The organism is Pantoea sp. USHLN298, assembly GCF_037149395.1.
GTDB lineage: Bacteria > Pseudomonadota > Gammaproteobacteria > Enterobacterales > Enterobacteriaceae > Pantoea > Pantoea astica.
Genome location: NZ_JBBCRO010000004.1, coordinates 183,492 through 208,219 on the forward strand (window position 1 = coordinate 183,492; position 24,728 = coordinate 208,219).

Here is a 24,728-nt window from a genome sequence, read left to right on the forward strand (position 1 = left end):
CTTACCCTTTCTGTTTTGCCTGTTTGCTGGCCGGGCTGAAAAAGCCCTCCAGCACCACTAACGCCGCACCAATACAGATGCCGCAGTCAGCGATATTAAATGTAGCGAAGTGCCAGTTACCGACGTAGAAATCGATAAAATCGACCACAAAGCCGTGATAAGAGCGATCAAACAGGTTGCCTATCGCTCCGCCGATGATCAGTGCATAGGCGATATTGGCGATCTTCTGACTGGCGCGATTGCGATACATCATCACCAGCAGCGAGACCACAATCGCCAGCGCGATACCGGCAAAGAACCAGCGCTGCCAGCCGCCTTTGTCCGCCAGGAAGCTGAACGCCGCACCGTAGTTGTGGGCGTAGAACAGATTCAGGAACGGCATCAGCGGCTGCGTTTCGTGCAGCATCATGTTGTTCATCACCCACTGCTTACTGGCGAAGTCGACAACAATCACCACCAGCACCAGCCACAGCCAGCGCAATCCGGTTGAGAAAATAGGTTTACGCATCAGGCAAATTTACGCTCTTCACCGTTGCCGGCTACGTTGGTATAACAGCGACCACACACTTCAGCGTGCTCCGGGTTCTGACCGACGTCGGTAGTGTAATGCCAGCAACGCTGACATTTCTCGCCTTCCGCTTTATGCAGGGCAATTTTCAGACCTTTCAGCAATTCACTCTGCTGCGCTTCGTCGTTCGCCAGGGCGTAATCCGCCACCTGCGCGCCCGAGGTCAGCAGCACAAAGCGTAGTTCATTGCCCAGCGCCTGCAGTTTGGCCGCCAGCTCTGGCTCGGCATAGAGCGTCACCGTCGCTTCCAGTGCGCCACCGATACGTTTGTCGGCACGCGCCTGCTCGATCACCTTGTTAACTTCGCCGCGCACTTTCAGCAGCTCAGCCCAGTAGGCGTCGTTCAGCGCTTCATCTTCTGCCAGGCCAAACAGGCCCTGATACCACTCTTCGGTGAAGACATACTGCGCGCGATCGCCAGGCAGGTAGCCCCAGATCTCATCCGCGGTAAACGACATGATCGGTGCCATCCAGCGCACCAGCGCCTCAACGATGTGCCACAGCGCGGTCTGACAGCTGCGACGCGCCAGGCTGTCGCCTTTGGCGGTGTACTGACGGTCTTTGATGATGTCGAGATAGAAGCTGCCCATCTCCACCGAACAAAACTGCATCAGGCGCTGGATCACTTCATGGAAGTCATAGTTTTCGTAGGACGCGGTAATATCCGCCTGCGCCGCCTGCGCACGGCCCACGGCCCAGCGATCCACCACCACCATCTCTTCCGGCTGCACCAGGTCGGTCGCCGGATTGAATCCGCTGAGGTTAGCCAGCAGGAAGCGGGCAGTGTTACGGATACGACGATAAGCATCGGCAGAACGCTTCAGGATCTCGTCTGACACCGCCATTTCGCCGGAGTAGTCGGTTGAAGCCACCCACAGACGCAGAATATCAGCGCCCAGTTTGTTCATCACATCCTGCGGCGACACGGTGTTGCCGATCGACTTCGACATCTTGCGGCCCTGACCATCCACGGTGAAGCCGTGGGTCAGTACCTGACGATAAGGCGCTTTGCCTTTCATCGCCGTGGAGATCATCAGTGAGGACATGAACCAGCCGCGATGCTGATCCGAACCTTCCAGATACATATCCGGGGCGTGACCGCCAAACTCCGGACGCGCATCGACCACGGAGTAGCTGGTTGAACCGGAGTCAAACCAGACGTCCAGGGTATCAGGCACCTTAACGTAGTTATCGGCGTCATCGCCCATCAGTTCACGCGGATCGAGATCCCACCATGCCTGAATGCCATCCTGCTCTACGCGCTGCGCGACTTTCTCCATCAGCGCCAGCGTCTCCGGATGCAGCTGCTCGGTCTCTTTATGGACGAACAGCGCCATCGGCACGCCCCAGGTACGCTGACGCGAGATGCACCAGTCAGGACGGTTAGCCACCATCGATTCAATGCGCGCCTGACCCCAGTCCGGGATCCACTGCACGCCTTTGATCTCCTGCAGCGACTGCGCACGCAGGCCTTTCTGATCCATGCTGATGAACCATTGCGGTGTGGCGCGGAAGATGATCGGCGTTTTGTGACGCCAGCAGTGCGGATAGCTGTGCAGCAGTTTCTCAACGTGCAGCAGCGCATCTTTCTCTTTCAGCAGCTCAACGATCATGTCGTTGGCTTTAAAGACGTTGACCCCATCCAGCGTCGGATAGGTGCCTGGCAGATAGCTGCCATCCGGACCGACCGGATTGGCGGTTTCGATGCCATATTTCTGGCCGATGATATAGTCATCCGGGCCGTGGCCTGGCGCCGTGTGCACCGCACCGGTACCGGCTTCCAGCGTCACGTGATCGCCCAGTACCACCAGCGACTGAATCGCCATGAACGGATGCTGGAATTTCTGCAGCTCCAGCGCCGCGCCTTTGCATTCGCCCAGCACGCGCCATTCGCTGACGCCAGCGCGCTTCATCACGCTTTCGACCATCTCTTTCGCCAGGATCAGCGCGCGACCGTCGATCTGCAGCAGCTGGTAGTCAAATTCAGCGTTTAATGAGATCGCGCGGTTAGCCGGCAGCGTCCACGGCGTGGTGGTCCAGATCACCAGGGAAATCGGGCCATCAACCTGCGCCGCACCAAACGCCTGACGCACCGCGTCGGCATCGATAGCGTTGAACATCACGTCGATTGAAGGCGAAGTCTTGTCGTAATACTCCACTTCCGCTTCTGCCAGCGCAGAACGGCAGTCAAGGCACCAGTGCACCGGCTTGGCGCCTTTGTGCAGGTGACCGTTACCGATGATTTTACCCAGCGCGCGAATGATGTTGGCTTCGGTGGTGAAATCCATCGTCAGGTAAGGACGATCCCAGTCGCCGAGCACGCCCAGACGAATAAAGTCCGCCTTCTGGCCTTCAACCTGCTCAGCCGCATATTGGCGACAGGCGGCGCGGAACTCGGCGGCAGTGACCTTCTCGCCTGGCTTGCCGATCATCTGTTCAACTTTATGCTCGATCGGCAGACCGTGACAGTCCCAGCCCGGCACGTACGGCGAGTCGTAGCCCGCCATGCCTTTCGACTTGACGATAATGTCTTTCAGAATCTTGTTAACGGAGTGACCAATATGAATGCTGCCGTTTGCATACGGAGGGCCATCATGCAGGATAAAGGTTTTTTTCCCCTTTTTGGCTTCGCGGATAATGCCGTACAGGTTGTCAGCATTCCAGCGTTGCAACATTCCCGGTTCGCGTTTGGCCAGATCGCCACGCATCGGGAATCCCGTTTCCGGCAAATTCAGGGTAGATTTATAGTCACTCATCAGATTCTCGATTCCGTTTTTCGCTCAGGTTAAAGCCCAAAGAACTGCCGGGCCGTTACCACATCTTTCGCAATTTGTTCTTTCAACGCCTCCAGTGAGGCAAAGCGCTGCTCGTTTCGTAATTTATGCTTCAGCACCACGTCGATGTGCCGGCCATACAGATTCATATTGATGTCAAGCAGGTGAACTTCAAGCTGCTGGCGTAAACCTTTTACCGTCGGGCGGGTACCGATGTTGGCGACACCGGGTAGCGGCTCTGGCGTCAGGCCGTGTACCTCTACCGCATAGACCCCTTTCACCGGTGAAACGCTGCGGCGCAGAGGAAGGTTAGCGGTAGGAAAACCCAGCGTGCGTCCCAGTGCATCACCGTGCACCACACGACCTGAAATACTGAAGGGGTGGCCTAACAGCGACTGCGCCAGCGCTAAGTCATCCGCGGCCAGCGCCTGACGAACGGCGGTGCTGCTGATGCGCTTGCCGCCGTCACAGAAGGTTTCGGTGCTGACGACATCAAAGCCATACTCCGCACCGGCTTTCTGTAATAACAGGAAATCCCCCTGGCGACCAGCGCCAAAGCGGAAATCATCGCCCACCGCGAGATAGTTCACGCCCAGTTTTTCGACCAGTAATTCACTGATAAAACTCTGGGCGGACAGGGCCGCAAAGCGGCGGTCAAAGCGAACGCACAACACTTTATCGACCCCAGCTTCAGCCAGGTAGCGCAGTTTTTCACGCAGACGCGTCAGACGAGCCGGGGCTTTGTCACCCGCAAACAGCTCCAGCGGTTGTGGCTCAAAAACCATCACTACCACCGGTAAATTACGCTTCCGTCCCTCTTCACACAGACGGGACATCAGCGCCTGGTGACCGCGGTGCACGCCATCGAAATTACCAATGGTCAGAACGCAGCCGCGATGCTGCTCGTTAAGATTATGAATACCGCGGATAAACTTCATGGCTGACTCAAACCGGTGGAAATCGGCGGATTATACCCTTGAAACCGGCTGAGGTTAACCCGTCAGCACGCCTTTCATGCTTAACGGTGCGCATTTACTGGCGTGGAAGCCCCGGATAAGAATTTTGTCGCGAAATACTGTATTCAGCGAGGCGAAGCTGGTAGAATCTTGCGCCATCAAATACGTAACCGAGTGCTGCTCATAGAGCGACGCTTATTTGCACAAATCCATTGACAAAATCAGGTTGGAAGGGCATAGTCCTCGGCCTTTGATTTGTCTCTATAGAACACATTTGGGAGTTGGACCTTGGCTAATATCAAATCAGCTAAGAAACGCGCCGTAACATCTGAGAAACGCCGTAAGCATAACGCTAGCCGCCGCTCTATGATGCGTACCTTCGTTAAGAAAGTATACGCGGCGATCGCTTCAGGCGACAAAGCTGCTGCGCAGAACGCATTCAATGAAATGCAACCAATCGTGGACCGTCAGGCTGCTAAAGGTCTGATCCACAAAAACAAAGCTGCACGTTATAAAGCAAACCTGACTGCACAGATCAACAAACTGGCTTAATCGCCGCTTGTTCATCGCTTTGTTGAAAGAACCGGCGCTATGCCGGTTTTTTTTCGTCTGCGATATGGCGAGGAAACAGCGCGCTGAAGTCGGCATGGCAGATACGCTGGACGGCCGGATGCTGAATCATTCGCTCAGCAAAGATGATGTGATACTCCTCTAATACCGTATCCAGCCGTCCGATCTCCCTGATCACCTCACGCTGCCAGATCTCCTGCCGGTCCAGTGCCGGAGCGACAAAAAGCGCATTCTGCTGAGCACCAAACGCTTTCATTAACGCGGCATCATCAAACTCGCCCAGAATCTCAACCTGCAAACCCTGACTGTCGATCCAGTTAAGAATCTTACGTCCCAGCATTGAACGGCGTCCCGGAATCAGCAGGCGGCGCGTCTCCAGACAGGCGGGAAAAGGCTGTTCCGGCAGCGGCTGGGTGGACCAGAAACTGACCGGACACTCGCCCAGCTTGACCGAAAACAGCCCTTCCTGCTGGGTCGAGTCGATGGAGCAGTCAGAGATGATCATATCCAGCTTATGCTGACTGAGCTGCTCCAGCAGCATTTCATGGGTCGACTCGAAGCAGCGCAGATGGATCTTCTCTTCCGCCACCACCGCCGTCTCCAGCACTTTGCTCACCAGTTGCTTAGAGAGCGCATCCGCCACGCCCACATCAAACAGCAGATGCGACTCTTTGCGGTAGTTGACGATATCCAGCATCTCCTGACCGAGCATAAACATGCGGTCCGCATAGCGAAACACCAGTTGCCCCAGCTCAGTCGGCACCAGCCCGCGTCCCTGACGGCGGAACAGCTTGCCCTGCAGGCGCTCTTCCAGCGCCTTGATCTGTCCGGTAATGGTTTGCGGCGTCAGGGAGAGCGCCTCCGCCGCACCGACAATCGATCCCTCCCGGCAGGCGTGCCAGAAGTAGTAGAGATGATTGTAATTAATGTGCGACATGGTCCGGATTCCCGCGTAGCTGCGCCGGGCGATTGGCCAGACGCCGCCACAGAATCAGATAGCCCAGCACCGCAGAGAGAATCGATCCAATCAGAATACCGAGCTTCGCCAGGGTAATCAGTTCAGCATTGGTATCGCCATAAGCCAGCGAGCCGATGAAGATCGACATCGTAAAGCCGATACCGCACAGCACGCCCACCGCCGCGATGTCCTTAATGTGGGTATTTTCCGGCAGCCGGGCTAAGCCGGTTTTCACCGCCAGCCAGCAGAACAGGGTGATCCCCAGCGGTTTACCGATCAGCAGTCCGGCAACAATCCCCAGCGGCAGCAGCGAGAACAGGCTATCAAACGAGACGCCCTTCAGTGAGACCCCGGCATTGGCAAAAGCAAACAGCGGCAGAATCAGCCAGCGCACCCAGGGATGCAGCGCATGCTCCAGGTGAATGGCCGGTGAGTGCCCCTCTTTCTTCGCCAGCGGGATCAGGAAGCCGACCACCACACCAGCCAGCGTCGCGTGGACGCCCGATTTCAGCACCGCCGTCCACAGCACCATGCCAACCAGTAAATAGAGCCCGGTATTGCGGACGTTGAGCAGGTTCATCAGCGCCAGCACGCCAATCGCGGCGGCGGCCACACCCAGTGAAGCGACCGAGAGATCGTGGGTGTAGAACAGCGCGATAATCACAATCGCCCCGAGATCGTCGATGATCGCCAGCGCCATCAGGAAGATCTTCAGCGCGGGCGGCACGCGGCTGCCTAACAGCGCCAGAATACCGAGAGCAAAGGCGATGTCGGTGGCGGTCGGGATCGCCCAGCCGCTGCGTGTTTCGGCGTCAGCGCCATTAAACAGCAGGAACAGCACCGCCGGTGCCACCATCCCGCCCAGTGCGGCAATCAGCGGGAAAATCGCCTGGTCACGCTTAGCCAGCGCGCCCATTACCAGTTCCCGTTTGACCTCCAGCCCCACCATCAGGAAAAACAGCGCCATCAGCGCATCGTTGATCCACAGCAGCAGATTTTTGCTGATATCGAGATTGCCAAAACGAAACTCGACCGGTATTGCCAGCAGGTCGCGGTAACCCTGTTGTGTGTCACCGTTGTTGGCGAGAATCATCGCCAGCGCAGCCGCCAGGATCAGCACTACCCCGCCGGTCGCATCACTATTCAGGATTTTTTTTAGTCTGATATTCACACGCGTTATCCTTATCCATCCAGAGATCAATCAAAGTCTCTAAGAGTAACGATAATGATAGCTCGAAAAAAACAGATTATTTAGCGTATATCGCTCGGAAATAGCGAGCTATCGCCCCAGGCAAAAAAAAGCCAGCGACCTGGCGCTGGCTTCGGAGCAGGATGCACTTAGCGGGTTAAGTCATCAAAGAATTTTTTCACGCCGTCGAAAAAGCTCTTGGAGCGCGGGCTGTTGTGCTCGCCGCTCGGTCCGCCAAAGCTCTCTTCCAGTTCACGCAACAGCGCTTTCTGTTTCTCGTTGAGGCTGACAGGCGTTTCCACTACCACCCGGCACAACAGATCGCCAACCGCACCGCCGCGTACCGACTTCACGCCGCGTCCGCGCATGCGGAACAGTTTACCGGTCTGGGTTTCAGACGGCACTTTCAGCTTCACACGACCATCCAGCGTCGGCACTTCAATCTCACCGCCCAGTGCTGCCATCGCAAAGTTGATTGGCACTTCACAGTAGAGGTTGTTCTCTTCACGTTCAAAGATCGGGTGCTTCTTCACCGATACCTGAACGTAGAGATCGCCCGCAGGTGCGCCCTGCTCGCCGGCTTCACCTTCACCACTCAGACGGATGCGGTCACCGGTGTCGACTCCGGCCGGGATTTTCACCGACAGCGTTTTCGACTTCTCTACCCGGCCATGACCATGACAGGCATTGCACGGATCTTTAATCACCGAGCCGCGACCGTGACAGGTCGGACAGGCTTGCTGCACGGTAAAGAAGCCCTGGCGCATCTGCACCTGGCCCGCACCGTGACAGGTCGAACAGGTCTGAGGCTGCGTTCCCGCTTTTGCGCCGCTGCCGTGGCAGACGTCACACTCTTCCAGCGTAGGAATGCGGATCTCTTTGGTCACGCCGCGTACCGCTTCTTCCAGCGACAGCTCCATGTTGTAGCGTAAATCGGCGCCACGGGCTGCGCGCTGACGGCGGCCGCCACCAAAGATGTCACCGAAAACGTCGCCAAAGATATCGCTGAAATCTGCGCCGCCGCCACCAAAGCCGCCGCCACCGAATCCACCGCCGCCCATGCCACCCTGTTCAAAGGCGGCGTGGCCATATTGATCGTAGGCCGCACGCTTCTGCGCATCGGTCAGGATTTCGTAGGCTTCCTTGACCTCTTTGAATTTGGCTTCGGCCTCTTTGTCACCGGGATTGCGGTCCGGGTGAAACTTCATCGCCAGGCGTTTGTAAGCCTTTTTGATTTCACGCTCGTCTGCGGATTTGGCGACGCCTAAAATCTCGTAGTAATCACTCTTCGCCATATTTATTTAGCCCTTAACATGATCGCACGGGCGTGGAGAGAACTCCTACGCCCGTGCTGGTTTCAACGGCTGTCAGGCCAACCGTCGCGCCCGGTCAGGGGCAATTATTTCTTGTTGTCTTTCACTTCTTCAAATTCAGCGTCGACAACGTCGTCATCTTTCTTCGCTGACGCATCGCCGGCATCCGCCGCACCCGCCTGAGACTGCTGTGCGGCTTCCATCAGTTTGCCAGACACTTCCATCAGCGCCTGCATTTTGGCGTCGATTTCCGCTTTGTCTTCGCCTTTCAGCGCGGTTTCCAGTGCGGCCAGCGCAGCTTCGATAGGCGCTTTGTCGTCAGCGGTCAGCTTATCGCCCGCTTCATCCAGCTGCTTACGCGTGCTGTGGGCAATCTGGTCACCCTGGTTACGGGTCTGTACCAGCTCTTCGAACTTACGGTCAGATTCAGCGTTCGCTTCCGCGTCACGCACCATTTTTTCGATCTCTTCGTCGTTCAGACCGGAAGAGGCTTTAATGGTGATTTTCTGCTCTTTACCGCTGTTCTTATCTTTCGCTGACACGTGCAGGATACCGTCCGCATCAATATCGAAGGTAACTTCGATTTGCGGCATACCGCGCGGTGCCGCCTGGATACCGTCAAGGTTGAACTGGCCCAGTGACTTGTTGTCATTGGCGCGTTTACGCTCACCCTGCAGCACGTGAATCGTCACGGCTGACTGGTTATCTTCAGCTGTTGAGAACACCTGGCTGTGCTTGGTCGGGATAGTGGTGTTCTTGCTGATCAGCGACGTCATCACGCCACCCATGGTTTCGATACCCAGTGACAGTGGCGTTACGTCCAGCAGCAGCACGTCTTTCACGTCACCGCCCAGTACACCACCCTGAACCGCTGCACCTACTGCAACCGCTTCGTCCGGGTTCACGTCTTTACGTGGCTCTTTACCAAAGAATTCCGTTACTTTGGCCTGAACCAGCGGCATACGCGTCTGACCACCGACCAGAATAACGTCGTTGATGTCAGACACTGACAGACCGGCATCCTGCAGCGCAACTTTCAGTGGCGCAATAGAACGGGCAACCAGATCTTCCACCAGTGACTCCAGTTTCGCACGGGTCACTTTGATGTTCAGGTGCTTAGGACCGGTCGCGTCTGCCGTGATGTATGGCAGGTTAACGTCGGTCTGCTGCGCTGAAGAAAGCTCGATTTTCGCTTTTTCTGCCGCTTCTTTCAGACGCTGCATTGCCAGCGGATCGTTGTGCAGATCGATGCCCTGATCTTTCTTAAATTCTGCGACCAGATAGTTGATCAGGCGGCTGTCGAAGTCTTCACCACCCAGGTGGGTATCACCGTTGGTCGCCAGAACTTCAAAGGTTTTTTCGCCATCAACTTCGTCGATCTCAATGATTGAGATATCGAAGGTACCGCCACCCAGGTCATAAACTGCGATGGTGCGGTTGCCCTGGCCTTTATCCAGACCATACGCCAGCGCGGCTGCCGTTGGTTCGTTGATGATACGCTTCACTTCCAGACCCGCGATACGGCCGGCATCTTTGGTCGCCTGACGCTGCGCATCGTTAAAGTAGGCCGGAACGGTAATAACGGCTTCAGTTACTGGCTCACCGAGGTAATCTTCGGCGGTTTTCTTCATTTTTTTCAGCACTTCAGCAGAGATCTGCGGGGGTGCCATTTTCTGACCTTTCACTTCCAGCCAGGCGTCACCGTTGTCTGCATTGGTGATTTTGTACGGCATGATTTTGATATCACGCTGCACTTCTTCGTCCTGGAAGCGACGACCGATCAGACGCTTAATCGCGAACAGGGTGTTCTGCGGGTTGGTCACTGCCTGACGTTTAGCCGGTTGACCGACCAGAGTCTCGCCATCCTGCGTGTAAGCAATAATTGAAGGCGTGGTGCGATCGCCCTCGGCATTCTCCAGCACGCGTGCTTTAGTGCCATCCATGATCGCAACACAAGAGTTGGTTGTACCCAGGTCAATACCAATAATCTTACCCATCTAAACATCTCCCACTTAAATTCGTTGCCAATTTGGGTTGTGAACCTTTTATGTGGGCGGGTTGTTTGCATTCAACCTGCCAGCACATGCTTTTTTTCCAACGTTCACAACGCTCGATGACAAGTAAATGGGGCCGCTTCGATGCGCATCAAGGGTTAAACCAAAAAAAAATTTTTCATCATTGGCCCTGTTGGGATCAAAGATCGCTGGCAGGGTGGTGAATATGATGCGGCGCTCCGCTTAGCGTCTGGAGCGAGGCGGAGACCTTTTCTTTCATCAACGATCGTTTAACCGCCGAGGAACTATGGCAAATTCAACGCTGGCTAACCCTGCCCCGCTGGGACTCATGGGATTTGGCATGACAACTATTCTGCTGAACCTGCACAACACTGGCTTGTTCACCATGGACGTCGCCATTTTAGCGATGGGCATTTTTTATGGTGGGATCGCGCAGGTGCTGGCCGGACTGCTTGAGTTCAAAAAGAACAATACCTTTGGGCTGACCGCCTTTACCTCTTACGGCATGTTCTGGCTGAGCTTTGTGGCGATACTGCTGCTGCCGAAAATGGGTCTGGCAAATGCCACCGACGAACGCTTTCTTGGTGCCTGGCTGGCACTGTGGGGTATCTTCACGCTCTTTATGTTCGTCGGGACGCTGAAGGGTGCGCGGATGCTGCAGTTTGTTTTTGCCTCGCTGACGCTGCTGTTTGCCCTGCTGGCGGTGGCGCATCTGATGCATCTGCCAGCACTGGTGCCCTATGCAGGCTGGGTGGGTATTGTGTGTGGCGCCAGCGCCTGTTATCTGGCAATGGGTGAAGTGCTGAACGAAACCTTCGACCGCGTTGTTCTGCCGATTGGTGCAAAGCAGGTCTGAGCAGCGTTATAAGCGGAGCCTGGCTCCGCTTATGCCGTTACCCTTGTTTCACCGCCTGATACAGGCCAGGCTGATGGCTGATATCACGCCGCAGCCAGATACCCACCACCAGCCCCACCAGCGCCAGGGCCAGCACATACCAGGCGGGCGCGAAGGTCGAAAAACGCATCATCAGCGTAACCACGATAGGCGTCAGACCGCCAAAAATCGCATAGGAAAGGTTGTAAGAGAATGAGAGACCGGTAAAACGCACCTCAGCCGGAAACGCGCGCACCATCACAAACGGCACCACGCCGACCACGCCGACGCTTAATCCCACCACACCATACAGCAGAAACAGCTGCTGCGGATGGCTGGCAACCTGATGGTAAAAAAGCCAGCTACACAGCGCCAGTAGCACGCTGCCGACGCACAGCGTGCGGCTGGCACCAAAGCGGTCAGCCGCCATACCGGCAATAATGCAGCCGAAGCAGAGCATCACGGTGGCGATGCTGTTGGCCTGCAGGGTCAGCGCGGGCGCAATCCCTTGCTGCTTCTGCAACCAGACCGGCGACATCAGGATGACCACCACGATGCAGGCTGACAGCAGCCAGGTCAGCAGCATGGAGATCGCCACCGATTTTTTATGCCGGGTGAGCACGGTTTTCAGCGGCAGCGTCTCCGCCAGCGCTTTACGCTGTTGCATCGCCACAAATACCGGCGTCTCATGCAGCCAGCGGCGCAGGTACATCGCCCCCAGCCCAAACAGCCCGCCGAGCAAGAACGGAATACGCCAGCCGCCCTCAAGGATCGCCTGCTGCGTCATCGAGGTATTGATCAGCGTCGCCACCACCGAACCCAGCAAAATACCCACGGTCAGCCCGGCGGTCAGCGTGCCGCAGGCGATACCGATGCGTTTATAAGGAACATGCTCTGCCACAAACACCCAGGCACCCGGCACTTCACCGCCAATCGCCGCACCCTGCAACATACGCAGCAGCAGCATCAAAATCGGCGCAGCGATGCCGAGCGTTTGCCAGGTTGGCAACGCGCCCATCATCAGGGTCGGCAACGCCATCAGTAAGATGCTCAGGCTGAACATCTTCTTACGCCCGACCTTATCGCCAAAGTGCGCCATGATAATGCCGCCCAGCGGGCGCGCCAGATAACCGGCCGCGAATATCGCGAAGGTTTGCAACTGGCGCAGCCACTCAGGCATATCGGCGGGGAAAAAGAGTTCGCCGATCACTGCGGCGAAGAAGACGAAAATAATGAAGTCGTAAAATTCCAGCGCGCCGCCGAGAGCGGCCAGCGCCAGCGTTTTGTAATCTTTGCCAGTCAGGCGCTGAACAGATGTCGGATTCATAATATTCCAGAGGCAAAAGAGAAAAGGTTGTAAAGCTGGGCTTACTATACCGTCAATCTTTTGCCACACCAGCCAGGCTGTAGCTTATGCCTGAAAAGCGGAATATTTAGTTATTTATCTCACGTATCGCGCTTTTAGGCCGAAAAGCTGCTACCACGTCGGCGTAAGTTTCCACGTATGGTCCTTCCAGCAACTGTAAACAATAAGGTACGGAGGCGAAAATGCCGTGCACCTTCACCTTACCCTCTTCATCCTTCAGACCTTCCAGCGTCTCTTTGATCGATTTCGGCTGGCCGGGCAGATTAAGGATCAGCGACTGTTTGCGGATCACTCCGACCTGACGCGACAGAATGGCGGTCGGCACAAACTGCAGGCTGATCTGGCGCATCTGCTCACCAAAACCGGGCATTTCGCGATCGGCAACGGCTAAGGTAGCGTCCGGTGTGACATCGCGCCGTGCCGGTCCGGTGCCGCCGGTGGTCAGTACCAGATGGCAAAAACGTTCATCAACCAGTTCGCAAATGGCCTGTTCGATCATCGGCTGCTCATCCGGTACCAGCCGTGATTCGATCTCAAATGGCGTGCTGATGGCGCTGTTCAGCCAGCTTTCCAGCGCCGGAATGCCCTGATCCTGATAAATGCCGTTGGCGGCGCGATCGGATACCGAGATCAGGCCTATGCGTAATGTGTTCATGATTATCTTCGCTGTGATTTACCGCGGTGCGGTGGAATAAAAGGGGAAGAGCAGAAAGGATAATACAAAGCGAAAGTGACGGAAAAGGGAAACCGTGACGGACAGTGCCGTCACGGTCAGGCATTACAGCAGTTCTGCCAGCATCTTCTCAAGTTTGCCCTGATCAACGGCAAAATTGCGGATACCTTCGGCCAGCTTCGCCACCGCCATTGGGTCCTGGTTGTGCTGCCACAGGAACTCAGACTCGGTCATGCGGGCCGGACGCGCTTTCACTTCACCGCTGTAGCTCAGCTTGCGCTCCAGCGTGCCTTCGCTTTCTGCCAGCTCTTTCAGCAGCGCAGGCGAAATGGTCAGACGATCACAACCAGCCAGTTCGATGATTTCGCCGACGTTACGGAAGCTGGCACCCATCACTACGGTTTCATAGCCGTGCTGCTTGTAGTAGTTGTAGATTTCAGAAACCGATACCACGCCTGGATCTTCGTGCGCGGCATACTCTTTCTTATCGGTGTTGGCTTTGTACCAGTCGAGAATACGGCCAACAAACGGTGAAATCAGGAACACGCCCGCTTCAGCACAGGCACGCGCCTGGGCGAAGGAGAACAGCAGCGTCAGGTTACAGTTGATGCCTTCTTTTTCCAGCTGCTCCGCCGCGCGGATACCTTGCCAGGTTGAAGCCAGTTTGATCAGGATACGATCGTTGCTGATACCGGCATCGTTATAGAGTTTGATCAGGCTGCGGGCTTTGGCGATGCTGCCTTCAGTGTCGTAAGAGAGACGGGCATCGACTTCGGTCGAAATGCGGCCGGGGATCAGTTTGAGAATTTCCAGACCGATGTTAACCGCCAGCTTGTCAGAAACCAGCTGCAACTGCTCTTCTTTGTTGCTGCTCTGCTCACGCGCCCAGCCGATCGCTTCATCGATCAGTTTGCGGTATTCAGGGATTTGTGCGGCGTTGAGAATCAGAGAAGGGTTGGTAGTAGCGTCCTGCGGCTGGTACAGCTTCATGGCTGCAATATCACCGGTGTCGGCTACCACGGTGGTGAGCTGACGCAGGGAAGTAAGTTTGTCCGTCATGTTCTTTTCTCTTAGTTAACTGTCAGGGTGAAAAAAGGCTGTTGCGATAATATCACGCGTCAACGGTGGCGCAAGGTCAGGGAATGCCGTTTACCATAGCGTGAACAAATAGGTGTGATTCGTCATTCTTTGCGGCTTTTTTGGTACACTGCGTGGCTTAACGAACAGCCAATCCCCTGTAAAACCAGGTGTTAACCGAGGAAGCAACTATGTTGATGGTGATCTCGCCCGCCAAGACGCTGGATTACGAAAGTCCGCTGGCGACCCCGCGGTTTACCCAGCCTGCCCTGTTAGAAAAGTCACAACAGCTGATTGAGATTGCGCGCGATCTGTCACCCGCCAGCATCGCCTCGTTAATGGGCATCAGCGACAAGCTGGCGCACCTCAATGCTGAGCGTTTTAACAGCTGGCAGCCCGATTTCAGCCCGGACAACGCCCGCCAGGCGATTCTGGCGTTCAAAGGGGATGTCTACACCGGCTTGCAGGCTGAGACCTTCAGCGATCAGGATTTCGATTTCGCTCAGCAACATTTACGTATGTTGTCCGGCCTGTATGGCGTCCTGCGTCCGCTGGATCTGATGCAGCCCTACCGGCTGGAGATGGGCATCCGGCTGGCCAATCCGGCTGGCAAAGATCTCTACAGCTTCTGGGGCGATCTGCTGACGGAGACGCTGAACGCCGCGCTGGCGGAACAGGGTGACGCGGTGCTGATTAACCTCGCCTCTGATGAATACTTCAGGGCGATCAAACCGAAAAAGCTGCAGGCGCAGCTGATTAAGCCGGTGTTCCTCGATCAGAAGAACGGCAGTTATAAAGTGATTAGCTTCTATGCCAAGAAGGCGCGCGGATTAATGAGTCGCTTCGTGATTCAGCAGCGTCTGACAAAGCCGGAACAGCTTAAAGCGTTTGATGTGGATGGCTATGCTTTTGATGCTGCCAGCAGCAGCGAGACGGAGCTGGTGTTTAAGCGCGCCGGGCTGTAACCGGCTGCGCCCGTGGTGCCTCCCGTTATTCGGGAAGCACCACAAAGGGTTATTTCAGCAGAAAGGCCCGCAGTGCGGCAAAATCGGCCTGCATCTGATGTGACAGCAACGGCAGTTCTGCCCGCTCCGCCAGTTCCGGTGGCAGCGTCAGCGTCTGTTCCAGAATCTCTTCCACGCTCTCTCTGAATTTCGCCGGATGCGCGGTGCCAAGGAACAAACCATACTCCCCGTCCTGCAGCTGATCGCGCAACAGACGCCAGGCAATCGCAGCGTGCGGCTCAGAGATATAGCCCAGTTCCGCCAGCTCACGCATGGCGGCGCGGGTGGTCTCATCCGAAACCGCGCCGTAGGCCAGATCGGTTAACCGCCAGGTCTTACGGCGGAATAGCTCTTCAACGCGCGGCCAGTTGTTAGGCTGGCTGACATCCATGGCATTCGACAACGTCGAGACCGTCAGATTCGGCTGCCACTCGCCGTTACCCAGGAAGCGCGGCACCGTATCGTTGGCGTTAGTGGCTGCGATAAAGCGCTTGATCGGCAGACCCAGCGATTTCGCCAGCAGACCGGCGGTCAGATCGCCAAAGTTGCCGCTCGGCACCGACACCACCAGCTGATTACGTTTTTCCTGTGGCAACTGGGCGACCGCTTCAAAGTAGTAGCAGATCTGCGCCAGCAGACGGCTGATGTTGATGGAGTTGGCTGAGTTCAGACCAATCGCCTGCTTCAGCTCTGCATCATCAAACGCCTGTTTCACCAGCGACTGGCAGGCATCGAAATCGCCGTCGATAGCGATGGTTTCGATGTTGCCGCCCAGGGTACAGAAGAGTTTCTCCTGCAGCGGGCTGATTTTGCCCTGCGGATAGAGGATCACCACCCGCACGTTCTTCATGCCGTAGAAAGCGTGCGCCACGGCCGCACCGGTATCGCCGGAGGTGGCGGTTAAAATGGTGATCTGCTCATCTGAGCCGCTGACATACGCCAGCATTTGCGCCATAAAACGGCCGCCGAAATCTTTAAACGCCAGCGTCGGGCCGTGGAACAGTTCCAGACAGGCGATATCTTCACTGACCGCTTTGACCGGTGCCGGGAAAGCAAACGCGGCTTTAACACGCTCAGCCAGCTGGTGGGCCGGGATTTCGTCACCAATATAGGCCGAGAGAATTTTGCTGCTGCGGCTGACAAAATCCATCTCCAGCATCGCGTCGATGTCGGTCAGTTCAAACTCTGGCAGCTCAAGCGGGAAAAACAGCCCCTGCTGCGAACCCAGACCCTGTTTCACCGCCTGGGCGAAGCTGACCTGCTCGTTGTGATCCTTTAGATTGTAGAGTTTCATGCGTTATCCCAATTGTCGTGCGCCAGCCGTGTCAAGACGGCAGATATGGACGAAGCCTTCATCATTCTGCAGATAGTGCTGGCTCAGCCAGTCAGCCATCCGCTGTGCCGTTTCCATCTGATTGCAAACGGCGAAAAGTGTCGGACCGGAGCCGGAAATCCCGCAGGCCAGCGCGCCAATATCCTGCGCGGCCTGCCGTGCATCGGCGAAGCCTGGCAGCAGTCGGGTGCGATAAGGCTCGGCGATCACATCCTGCATCAGTTTAGCTGCCAGCTGCGGCTGACGCGTATGGCAGGCGTGAATGAAGCCCGCCAGCAGACGGCCATGCTTGATGCAGTCCTCTTTACGATACTGCGCCGGCAGAATCGCGCGCGCTTCGGCGGTAGAAACTTTAATGCCTGGGTAGGCCATCACCCACAGCCAGTCATCAAAGCCCGGCACCGGCTGGCTGATAATGTCGTTCTCTTCCAGCATCAGCTGAATGCCGCCGAGGAAGCACGGTGCCACATTATCATAATGGACGCTGCCGGAAATCCGCCCTTCCAGCTCGCCCATCAGCAACAGCAGCTGGCTGTCGCTGAGTGGCTTACCGCAAAATTCGTTCATAGCCATCAGGCCAGCCACCACCGAACAGGCGCTCGACCCCAGCCCGGAGCCGATCGGCATGTTCTTCTCTAGCGTCATCGCCACCGGAATCTCTTTCCCCAGCGCCTCGCAGAACCGCTGCCAGCACTGATAAACGATATTCTCTTTGGGATCGGCTGGCAGCTTAGTCACGAAACGGCCCGCGTTGGTCAGGCTGAAGCGATCGGCCGCTTCGACCGAGACGCAGTCGCCCAGCAGCGAGCCATCCACCGGCGACACCGCCGCGCCCAGCACATCGAAGCCGACGCTGACGTTACCAATTGAGGCCGGTGCATAAATTTTTACCATTATTAAACTCCCAACTTCCATGACAGCGTGCGCAGCAGGTCAGCAAAAACACCGGCTGCCGTCACATCATTTCCTGCACCGTACCCGCGCAGTACCAGCGGAATCGGCTGATAGTAGCGGCTGTAAAAGGCCAGCGCGTTCTCGCCGTTTTTCACTTTATACAGCGGATCGTTACCGTCGACGGCATCGATTTTCACTTTGCAGACGCCGCCCTCTTCAATCACCCCGACGAAGCGCAACACTTTCCCTTCATCGCGTGCCTGCGCCACCCGTGCGGCAAAGGCGTTATCCAGCTCCGGCAGGCGCTGCATAAACTGTTCGACATCCTGAATGGCGGTCAGACTCTCCGGCAGCAATGGTTCGATCTCAATGTCGCTCAGCTCCAGCTGGTGACCCGCTTCACGGGCCAGAATCAGCAACTTACGCGCCACATCGGTGCCGGAGAGATCGTCACGCGGATCGGGTTCAGTGAAGCCCATTTCGCGGGCCATATTCGTCGCCTGAGACAGCGTTACGCCCTCATCCAGCTTGCCGAAGATAAACGACAGCGAGCCGGAGAGAATACCGGAAAAGCGCAGCAGTTCGTCACCGGCATTCATCAGGTTCTGCAGGTTTTCGATCACCGGTAAGCCTGCGCCGACGTTGGTGTCGTAGAGGAATTTACGTCGTGACTTCGCCGCCGCCGAGCGCATCTGCTGGTAATAATTCCACGACGAGGTGTTGGCCTTTTTGTTCGGCGTCACCACGTGGAAACCCTCGCTGAGGAAATCCGCATATTGATCGGCCACCGCCTGGCTGGAGGTACAGTCGACGATCACCGGGTTCAGCAGATGGTACTCTTTCACCAGACGGGTCAGACGGCCGAGGTTAAACGGCTCTTTGGCTTCGCTCAGCGCCGCTTTCCAGTTGCTCAGATCGATGCCGTGTACATGGGTCAACAGCGCGCGTGAATTGGCAATGCCGCAGACCCGCAGATCGATATGCTTCTGCTTCAGCCACGCCTGCTGACGGTGTAACTGATCCAGCAGCGCGCCGCCCACCCCGCCGACGCCGACCACAAACACTTCGATGACCTGATCGGTGGCGAACAACATCTGATGCACCACACGCACCCCGGTGATCACTTCGTCATTATTCACCACCACCGAGATCGAGCGCTCGGACGAGCCCTGGGCAATCGCCACGATATTGATGTTGGCGCGCGCCAGCGCCGAGAAGAATTTTGCCGAAATGCCGCGCAGCGTGCGCATACCGTCACCGACCACCGAAATCACCGCCAGGTTTTCAATGATATCCAGCGGATCGAGCAGGCCATCTTTCAGTTCAAGATAGAACTCCTCTTCCAGCACGTGGCGCGCCCGCGCCAGTTCATTCTGCGGTACACAGAAGCTGATGCTGTATTCGGAAGAGGATTGGGTGATCAGCACCACCGAGATACCGGTGCGTGACATCGCAGCAAACACCCGAGCCGCCATTCCGACCATCCCTTTCATGCCAGGACCGGAGACGTTAACCATCGCCATATTATTCAGGTTGGTGATGCCTTTGACCGGATTCTCATCCAGCTCGCCCTGGCCGCCGATCAGCGTGCCGGGCGCCTGCGGGTTGGCGGTATTTTTAATCAGGCACGGGATCTGGAACTGGGCAATCGGCGCGATGGTACGCGGATGCAGCACTTTGGCACCAAAATAGGAGAGCTCCATCGCCTCTTGGTAGGACATCGATTTCAGCAGGCGCGCATCCGGCACCTGGCGCGGATCGCAGGTATAGACGCCATCGACATCGGTCCAGATTTCACAGCAGTCGGCGCGCAGACAGGCCGCCAGCACCGCTGCCGAATAGTCTGAGCCGTTACGTCCCAGTACCACCAGTTCACCGCGCTCATTGCCGGCGGTGAAGCCGGCCATCAGGATCATATTCTGTGGCGGGATCTGGCTGGCGGCAATGCGACGGGTCGATTCGGCGATATCTACGGTCGATTCGAGGTAGTGACCAACTGCCAGCAGTTTCTCGACCGGATCGATAACGCTGACCTCGTGGCCTCGCGCCTGCAGCAGCGCTTCCATAATGGCGATCGAGAGTTTTTCACCGCGGCAGATAATCGCCGCATTCACGCTGTCGGGACATTGCCCTAACAGGCTGATGCCATGCAGCACCTGTTTCAGCTGAGCAAACTCAAGATCAACGCGGGTTTTCAGGCGCTCGTACTCAAAGCCGGGCTGCGCGTCCGCCAGGCCCTGCAGCAGCGCGCTGAAGATGCGTTCGGCATCGCTGATATTCGGCAAAGCGTCCTGACCACTGATGGTTTTTTCGATCATCGCCACCAGATGGTTGGTAATCTTTGCTGGCGCAGAGAGCACGGTTGCAACCTGTCCTTGTTGCGCATTATTTTCCAGAATGTCGGCGACGCGGAGAAACCTTTCCGCATTCGCCACCGAGGTCCCGCCGAATTTCAGCACTCGCATAATTTAAACTCTCCTGAATTTAAGCCGAAAAAAAAGCCCGCACTGTTTAGGTGCGGGCTTTTTTCTGTTTTTTCCTGTATGCGTCAGCCCGCACCGTTACCTGAGGTAATGGTGGTGGTAATAATTGTGATGTTCAGGCTGTTTTTACGCATTGAGATTTATTTTCTGTCTGTTTTTGTCTGTCCGTCTGGCCTTCAGAAGTAAAGCAAAGCGCACGTTAAGTCAACGAATTTGTCCGAAGGTCAAATTTTCGGCACTGCGCACAGCTGCCTGTGAAAGCACTAAATCGTGTGCGATCGTTTGCCATGCTAAAATTCTCTACGATCTGTCGCTGGAAAATCCGCTTTTTCCCGAGGATTTATCTATAAGTTTTTTTTCTATGTCATGCAGCAGGCGGTGCAGCATCGCGCTGTCACGCTGTTCCAGCAGGCCAATGCGCTGGTTAATCCAGTCTGCCATTTTCTCGTCGTCGCTGACTTCCAGCGTCTGCAGTAACTGATGAAAACGCTGACGCAGCGCCTGTAGCTGCTGCGCGTCTGCCGCCGCGACTGCCGGTGCCGCCACCTGATTCAGCTTCGCCAGCTGATAGCAGTAGACCATGACCGCCTGCCCCAGATTCAGCGATGGGTAGTCGTTCGCCATCGGAATGCCGGTCAGCAGATCAACCTGCTCCAGCTCCTCATTGGTCAGCCCGCTGTCTTCACGTCCAAAGACCAGCGCCATGCTGTTCACCCACTGACGCTTTTCCAGCAGCTGAATTTCAACCTGTTCAGGCGTGGCGTAATAGCGGAATTTTGCCCGGCTGCGGGCGGTGGTCGCCACCGAGAAGTCAATATCCGCTAACGCCTCAGCCAGGGTCGCGTAGGTCTGGAGGTTATCGAGGATGTCGCCGGCACCATGCGCGACCCGGCGCGCTGCCGGGTCCTGCCAGGCGTCACTGGCGACAATCCGCAGCTGGCTAAAGCCCATGGTTTTCATCGCGCGCGCCGCAGCGCCAATATTTTCTGCCCGGGCAGGCGAGACCAGAATCAGGGGAAAAAGCATGTTTATTCCGTTGGGTTTGCTGACATAACGCCATATTAACACGGCTGTTAATGATTTAGCCGCCTCGCAGAAACAACAAAAGCAGATGTTAAAACCGCCAGAAATCGATGCCAAACGCGTTTTTGCGGCTCAGATGGGCCTTATTTATAAAATCGTTATAAATTCATTGAAATTCAGTAAGCTAAAATACCGTTCCCTTCCGGTTATAGTTTGCAAATTACGCGCCGCAAATGTAGCAAAAATGCTGCTTTTTGTGAGCTAAGCAGGCAATCTACGAGAAGTTTTTCACAAAAGTGTTAACGTGCTACAATTGCATTTGATATAAGTCAACGAAGCGTTGTTTTTATGCATATCGGTTGTAGTTGGTGCTGTTAGGTTGCTGTTAATGCAGTTAGGATATGCGCCATTATCTTTCTCTCACGGGGCATGCGATTTTCATCCTGACTGGCTGAGCTAATACTGTTGTTGACGTTGATAGATGGCTTATCAGAATAGTATTCCGTACAACGGTTCAGCACGGTCCGCCGCTCTCGATGATGAAGAACGCCATAGCGCTGTACGCCCTGTTTTTAATTTGTTGGCAAATTTTAGGTAGCTAAACATGCAGACCCCGCACATTCTTATCGTTGAAGACGAACTGGTCACGCGTAATACCCTCAAAAGCATTTTTGAGGCGGAAGGTTATGTGGTGTATGAGGCGACGGATGGTGCTGAAATGCATCAGGTGCTGACCGACAATGACGTCAATCTGGTCATTATGGACATCAACCTGCCCGGTAAAAACGGCCTGTTACTGGCCCGTGAACTGCGCGAACAGGCTAACGTCGCTCTGATGTTCCTGACCGGCCGTGATAACGAAGTCGATAAAATTCTCGGTCTGGAAATTGGCGCTGACGACTACATCACCAAGCCCTTTAACCCGCGTGAACTGACGATCCGTGCCCGCAACCTGCTGTCACGTACCATGAATCTGGCGCTGCCAAGCGAAGAGCGTCGTCAGGTTGAGAGCTATAAGTTCAACGGCTGGGAGCTGGATATTAACAGCCGCTCGCTGATCAACCCGAACGGTGAACATTACAAGCTGCCGCGCAGTGAGTTCCGCGCCATGCTGCACTTCTGCGAGAACCCGGGCAAGATTCAGACCCGTGCGGATCTGCTGAAAAAAATGACCGGTCGCGATCTCAAACCGCATGACCGTACCGTCGATGTGACCATCCGCCGTATTCGTAAGCATTTCGAATCAACGCCGGATACGCCAGAGATTATCGCCACCATTCATGGTGAAGGTTATCGCTTCTGCGGCGACCTGCAGGACTAACCGGTCCGCTGGTAAAAAAACGCCCTGACGGGCGTTTTTTTTTGCCTTAGCGCCACGGCATAATCGGGACTGCGCTCAGGGCATTTTTCGGCGAGCCTTCCACCACTTTATCGGAGTAGGTCAGATAGACTAAGGCGTTGCGCTTTTTATCGAAGAAGCGTACAACCTGCAGCTTCTTGAAGATCAGTGAGGTGCGCTGGCGAAACACCACGTCACCCTGCGCTTTGCCCTGCGCAATCTTCTCACTCAGCTCGACCGGGCCGATCTGCTGGCATGAGATGGCTGCGTCAGAGGTGTCTTCCGCCAGACCTAATCCGCCCTTGATGCCGCCGGTTTTCGCCCGACTGATATAACAGGTTACATTTTTAACATCGGGGTCATCGAAGGCCTCAACGACAATCTTGTGGTCGGGTCCGAATATCTTGAACACCGTATCTACCGAGCCAATTTCCTCGGCGAGCAGCGGGCTGGAAAAGGTCAGAGTGGCAAACGCGGCGATCATAAGACGAGATATTGTCATGGAGTTACCATTGCAAATGGAATAGACGAGACTGTAATGTACTGTCAATCGAGTTAATGACCAAACCAAAACGGGTTTAAGCCCGCACTGATGTAGCACCATCTTCCTGAGAAAGCTGCCCACGCCTTTTGAGCATTTAGTGCTATTATTCGACGACTGCGTTTAGCTGCACCACCAGAGTATGAGGATGTTTTATGGACCAAGCCGGTATCATTCGCGATTTGCTTGTCTGGCTGGAGAGCCATCTGGATCAACCCCTTTCACTGGACAATGTCGCCCTGAAAGCAGGTTACTCTAAATGGCATTTACAAAGGATGTTCAAGGACGTCACTGGCCATGCAATTGGCGCTTATATCCGTGCGCGACGTCTGTCAAAGGCCGCAGTTGCACTGCGTCTGACCAGCCGCCCGATTCTGGATATTGCCCTGCAGTATCGTTTTGACTCGCAGCAGACCTTTACCCGTGCGTTTAAAAAGCAGTTTAACCAGACGCCGGCCTGGTATCGCCGCTCTTCAGAGTGGAATTCATTTGGCATCCGTCCGCCAATTCGCCTCGGCGATGAGACGCAGCCTGAACCGAGCTTCGTTACCTTGCCGGAAACGGTGCTGGTGGGGCAAACCCAGAACTACACCTGTACTCTGGAGCAGATCTCCAGTTACCGCGACGAAATGCGCATCCACTTCTGGAAGCAGTTCCTGCTGGAGACCGATACGGTGCCGCCGGTGCTGTATGGCCTGCACCAGGTGCGCGCCAGCCAGGATAAGGATGATGAGCAGGAGATCCTCTACACCACCGCAGTGCCGGCCGACAGCGCCATGAATCTGCACTCCGGCCAGAGCGTGATCCTCGAAGCGGGCGATTATGTGCAGTTCACCTACACCGGACCGCGCGTTGAGCTGCAGGAGTTTATCCTGTTGCTGTACGGCACCTGTATGCCGACGCTGGGCCTGACCCGCCGCCAGGGACAGGATATTGAACGGTTTATCACCGACGGTGGTAAAAAGCGCAGCGAGCCGCCAACAGAGATCCGCTGTGAATATCTGATTCCGATTCGTCGTCAGCCCGCCGCCAGTTAAGCCCTTCTGCCGTCATGCCGACGGCAGAAAGTACTTCTCTTTAGCGCTGCAGCTCGTCGAGCGCCGGCGCATCAAGATGGGAAATATCCCCGGCCGTTTCCACCACCCAGCCCTGCGCCAGCCAGGCGCTCTGTTGATGATCGACGCGTGAGATCGAGCAGTTACGCAGCCGCAGACGCCGCTCCGCATGGGCTGGCAGGCCGAGGATGGTGCTGACCAGTACCCCCAGCGCCATGCCGTGACTGACAATCAGTGGCCGGCTGCCCGCAGGCAGATCGAGACAGGCATTCAGCGCCTGATGCATCCGCGTGGCCATCTCGGTCATCGACTCACCGTTCGGGATACGTCCCCCTTCGGTACCGTTAACCAGCGTGGCGCGCCACTGCTCCTCTTCGGCGGTTAACCCGTCGAGCGGACGCTTCTCCAGCACCCCCATGTTCAGTTCGCGCAGGCGAGGATCGAGCGTCACCACGCAACCACAGGCATCGGCGATGATCTCAGCCGTGTGGCGCGTACGCCCGAGATCGCTGGCGATAATGTGCGTGATGCCCAGACTCCTGACGCGTTCACCCACCTGATGGGCTTGTTGCTCACCTTTTTCCGTCAGCGGACTGTCGGACTGACCCTGAATGCGGCGTTCCGCATTCCATACCGTTTCACCGTGACGAACAAGATAGACCTGTAGCATGCTTAGTTTCCGTTATACTGCGACAAAAATCGCCTTAGAGCCTTCCCCATCAG

General features: G+C 56.0%; 22 protein-coding genes and 1 other annotated feature. Of the genes, 5 read left to right on the plus strand and 17 right to left on the minus strand.

What is annotated here, in order from left to right; translation table 11 throughout:
* Position 1: 1 nt before the first annotated feature.
* From lspA to ribF, 3 genes are read right to left on the minus strand one after another with little or no spacing between them, the layout of a single operon-like run.
* Positions 2-508 (minus strand): signal peptidase II, encoded by a 507-nt coding sequence (gene lspA / locus WFK59_RS11865; RefSeq protein ID WP_233985336.1) that lies wholly within the window; start codon positions 506-508, stop codon positions 2-4.
* Positions 508-3,324: an isoleucine--tRNA ligase gene (gene ileS, locus WFK59_RS11870; RefSeq protein WP_233985337.1), complete on the minus strand. Its 2,817-nt coding sequence runs from the start codon at positions 3,322-3,324 to the stop codon at positions 508-510. Before ileS ends, lspA begins: the two co-directional genes overlap by 1 nt.
* A gap of 29 nt (positions 3,325-3,353) precedes the next feature.
* Positions 3,354-4,280: a bifunctional riboflavin kinase/FAD synthetase gene (ribF, locus tag WFK59_RS11875; protein ID WP_336755867.1), complete on the minus strand. Its 927-nt coding sequence runs from the start codon at positions 4,278-4,280 to the stop codon at positions 3,354-3,356.
* A gap of 306 nt (positions 4,281-4,586) precedes the next feature.
* Here ribF and rpsT point away from each other — a divergent pair, with 306 nt between their 5' ends.
* Positions 4,587-4,850, plus strand: coding sequence for a 30S ribosomal protein S20 (gene rpsT, locus WFK59_RS11880; RefSeq protein ID WP_006117633.1), 264 nt, complete (start codon positions 4,587-4,589; stop codon positions 4,848-4,850).
* A gap of 37 nt (positions 4,851-4,887) precedes the next feature.
* Here the strand turns inward: rpsT and nhaR are convergent, their stop codons facing one another.
* The 4 genes from nhaR to dnaK form a co-directional block, all read right to left on the minus strand.
* Complete coding sequence (gene nhaR, locus WFK59_RS11885; protein ID WP_233985339.1) at positions 4,888-5,805, minus strand: transcriptional activator NhaR; 918 nt, start codon at positions 5,803-5,805, stop codon at positions 4,888-4,890.
* The gene (nhaA, locus tag WFK59_RS11890) at positions 5,792-6,997 is read right to left on the minus strand and encodes a Na+/H+ antiporter NhaA (protein ID WP_233985340.1); all 1,206 of its coding nucleotides are present in this window, start codon (positions 6,995-6,997) and stop codon (positions 5,792-5,794) included. Before nhaA ends, nhaR begins: the two co-directional genes overlap by 14 nt.
* A gap of 167 nt (positions 6,998-7,164) precedes the next feature.
* On the minus strand, positions 7,165-8,310 hold the full coding sequence (gene dnaJ / locus WFK59_RS11895; RefSeq protein WP_031376015.1) for a molecular chaperone DnaJ: 1,146 nt from the start codon (positions 8,308-8,310) through the stop codon (positions 7,165-7,167).
* A 104-nt stretch (positions 8,311-8,414) separates the two neighbouring features.
* On the minus strand, positions 8,415-10,325 hold the full coding sequence (dnaK, locus tag WFK59_RS11900) for a molecular chaperone DnaK (protein WP_031376016.1): 1,911 nt from the start codon (positions 10,323-10,325) through the stop codon (positions 8,415-8,417).
* 304 nt (positions 10,326-10,629) lie between these two features.
* Here dnaK and satP point away from each other — a divergent pair, with 304 nt between their 5' ends.
* Positions 10,630-11,199 carry an acetate uptake transporter gene (satP, locus tag WFK59_RS11905; RefSeq protein ID WP_233985342.1) on the plus strand — a complete coding sequence of 190 codons (570 nt, stop codon included), beginning with the start codon at positions 10,630-10,632 and terminating at the stop codon, positions 11,197-11,199.
* A 37-nt stretch (positions 11,200-11,236) separates the two neighbouring features.
* Here satP and WFK59_RS11910 read toward each other — a convergent pair whose 3' ends face one another.
* From WFK59_RS11910 to tal, 3 genes are all read right to left on the minus strand, one after another.
* On the minus strand, positions 11,237-12,544 hold the full coding sequence (locus WFK59_RS11910; RefSeq protein ID WP_233985343.1) for an MFS transporter: 1,308 nt from the start codon (positions 12,542-12,544) through the stop codon (positions 11,237-11,239).
* A 106-nt stretch (positions 12,545-12,650) separates the two neighbouring features.
* Positions 12,651-13,238: a molybdopterin adenylyltransferase gene (gene mog / locus WFK59_RS11915; RefSeq protein WP_336755868.1), complete on the minus strand. Its 588-nt coding sequence runs from the start codon at positions 13,236-13,238 to the stop codon at positions 12,651-12,653.
* 123 nt (positions 13,239-13,361) lie between these two features.
* Entirely contained in the window at positions 13,362-14,315 is a 954-nt protein-coding gene (gene tal, locus WFK59_RS11920) for a transaldolase (RefSeq protein ID WP_013356716.1), read from the minus strand.
* 209 nt (positions 14,316-14,524) lie between these two features.
* Between tal and yaaA the strand changes: the two genes are divergently transcribed.
* Positions 14,525-15,298 (plus strand): peroxide stress protein YaaA, encoded by a 774-nt coding sequence (gene yaaA / locus WFK59_RS11925; protein ID WP_233985345.1) that lies wholly within the window; start codon positions 14,525-14,527, stop codon positions 15,296-15,298.
* A 49-nt stretch (positions 15,299-15,347) separates the two neighbouring features.
* Here yaaA and thrC read toward each other — a convergent pair whose 3' ends face one another.
* The 5 genes from thrC to WFK59_RS11945 all read right to left on the minus strand — a co-directional run bounded on the left by thrC (position 15,348) and on the right by WFK59_RS11945 (position 21,073).
* Positions 15,348-16,631 (minus strand): threonine synthase, encoded by a 1,284-nt coding sequence (gene thrC / locus WFK59_RS11930; protein WP_233985346.1) that lies wholly within the window; start codon positions 16,629-16,631, stop codon positions 15,348-15,350.
* A 3-nt stretch (positions 16,632-16,634) separates the two neighbouring features.
* A complete protein-coding gene (gene thrB, locus WFK59_RS11935; RefSeq protein WP_233985347.1) occupies positions 16,635-17,564 on the minus strand; it encodes a homoserine kinase in 930 nt (309 codons plus the stop codon).
* A gap of 2 nt (positions 17,565-17,566) precedes the next feature.
* Entirely contained in the window at positions 17,567-20,029 is a 2,463-nt protein-coding gene (gene thrA / locus WFK59_RS11940) for a bifunctional aspartate kinase/homoserine dehydrogenase I (protein ID WP_336755869.1), read from the minus strand.
* A 26-nt stretch (positions 20,030-20,055) separates the two neighbouring features.
* Positions 20,056-20,174: a sequence feature (Thr leader region), on the minus strand.
* Positions 20,113-20,181: a thr operon leader peptide gene (gene thrL, locus WFK59_RS22115; protein ID WP_409520461.1), complete on the minus strand. Its 69-nt coding sequence runs from the start codon at positions 20,179-20,181 to the stop codon at positions 20,113-20,115. It overlaps the preceding feature by 62 nt.
* Positions 20,182-20,347: 166 nt before the next feature.
* A complete protein-coding gene (locus WFK59_RS11945; RefSeq protein ID WP_233985349.1) occupies positions 20,348-21,073 on the minus strand; it encodes a tRNA/rRNA methyltransferase in 726 nt (241 codons plus the stop codon).
* 601 nt (positions 21,074-21,674) lie between these two features.
* On the opposite strand from WFK59_RS11945, the gene arcA reads away from it, so the two are divergent.
* Positions 21,675-22,391, plus strand: coding sequence for a two-component system response regulator ArcA (arcA, locus tag WFK59_RS11950; protein WP_046289182.1), 717 nt, complete (start codon positions 21,675-21,677; stop codon positions 22,389-22,391).
* 46 nt (positions 22,392-22,437) lie between these two features.
* Here arcA and creA read toward each other — a convergent pair whose 3' ends face one another.
* Entirely contained in the window at positions 22,438-22,911 is a 474-nt protein-coding gene (gene creA / locus WFK59_RS11955; RefSeq protein WP_233985350.1) for a protein CreA, read from the minus strand.
* Between the two features lie 194 nt (positions 22,912-23,105).
* On the opposite strand from creA, the gene robA reads away from it, so the two are divergent.
* The gene (gene robA / locus WFK59_RS11960; protein WP_233985351.1) at positions 23,106-23,987 is read left to right on the plus strand and encodes an MDR efflux pump AcrAB transcriptional activator RobA; all 882 of its coding nucleotides are present in this window, start codon (positions 23,106-23,108) and stop codon (positions 23,985-23,987) included.
* A gap of 40 nt (positions 23,988-24,027) precedes the next feature.
* On the opposite strand, the gene gpmB is transcribed toward robA, so the two are convergent.
* Positions 24,028-24,675 carry a 2,3-diphosphoglycerate-dependent phosphoglycerate mutase GpmB gene (gpmB, locus tag WFK59_RS11965; RefSeq protein ID WP_233985352.1) on the minus strand — a complete coding sequence of 216 codons (648 nt, stop codon included), beginning with the start codon at positions 24,673-24,675 and terminating at the stop codon, positions 24,028-24,030.
* Positions 24,676-24,728: the final 53 nt, after the last annotated feature.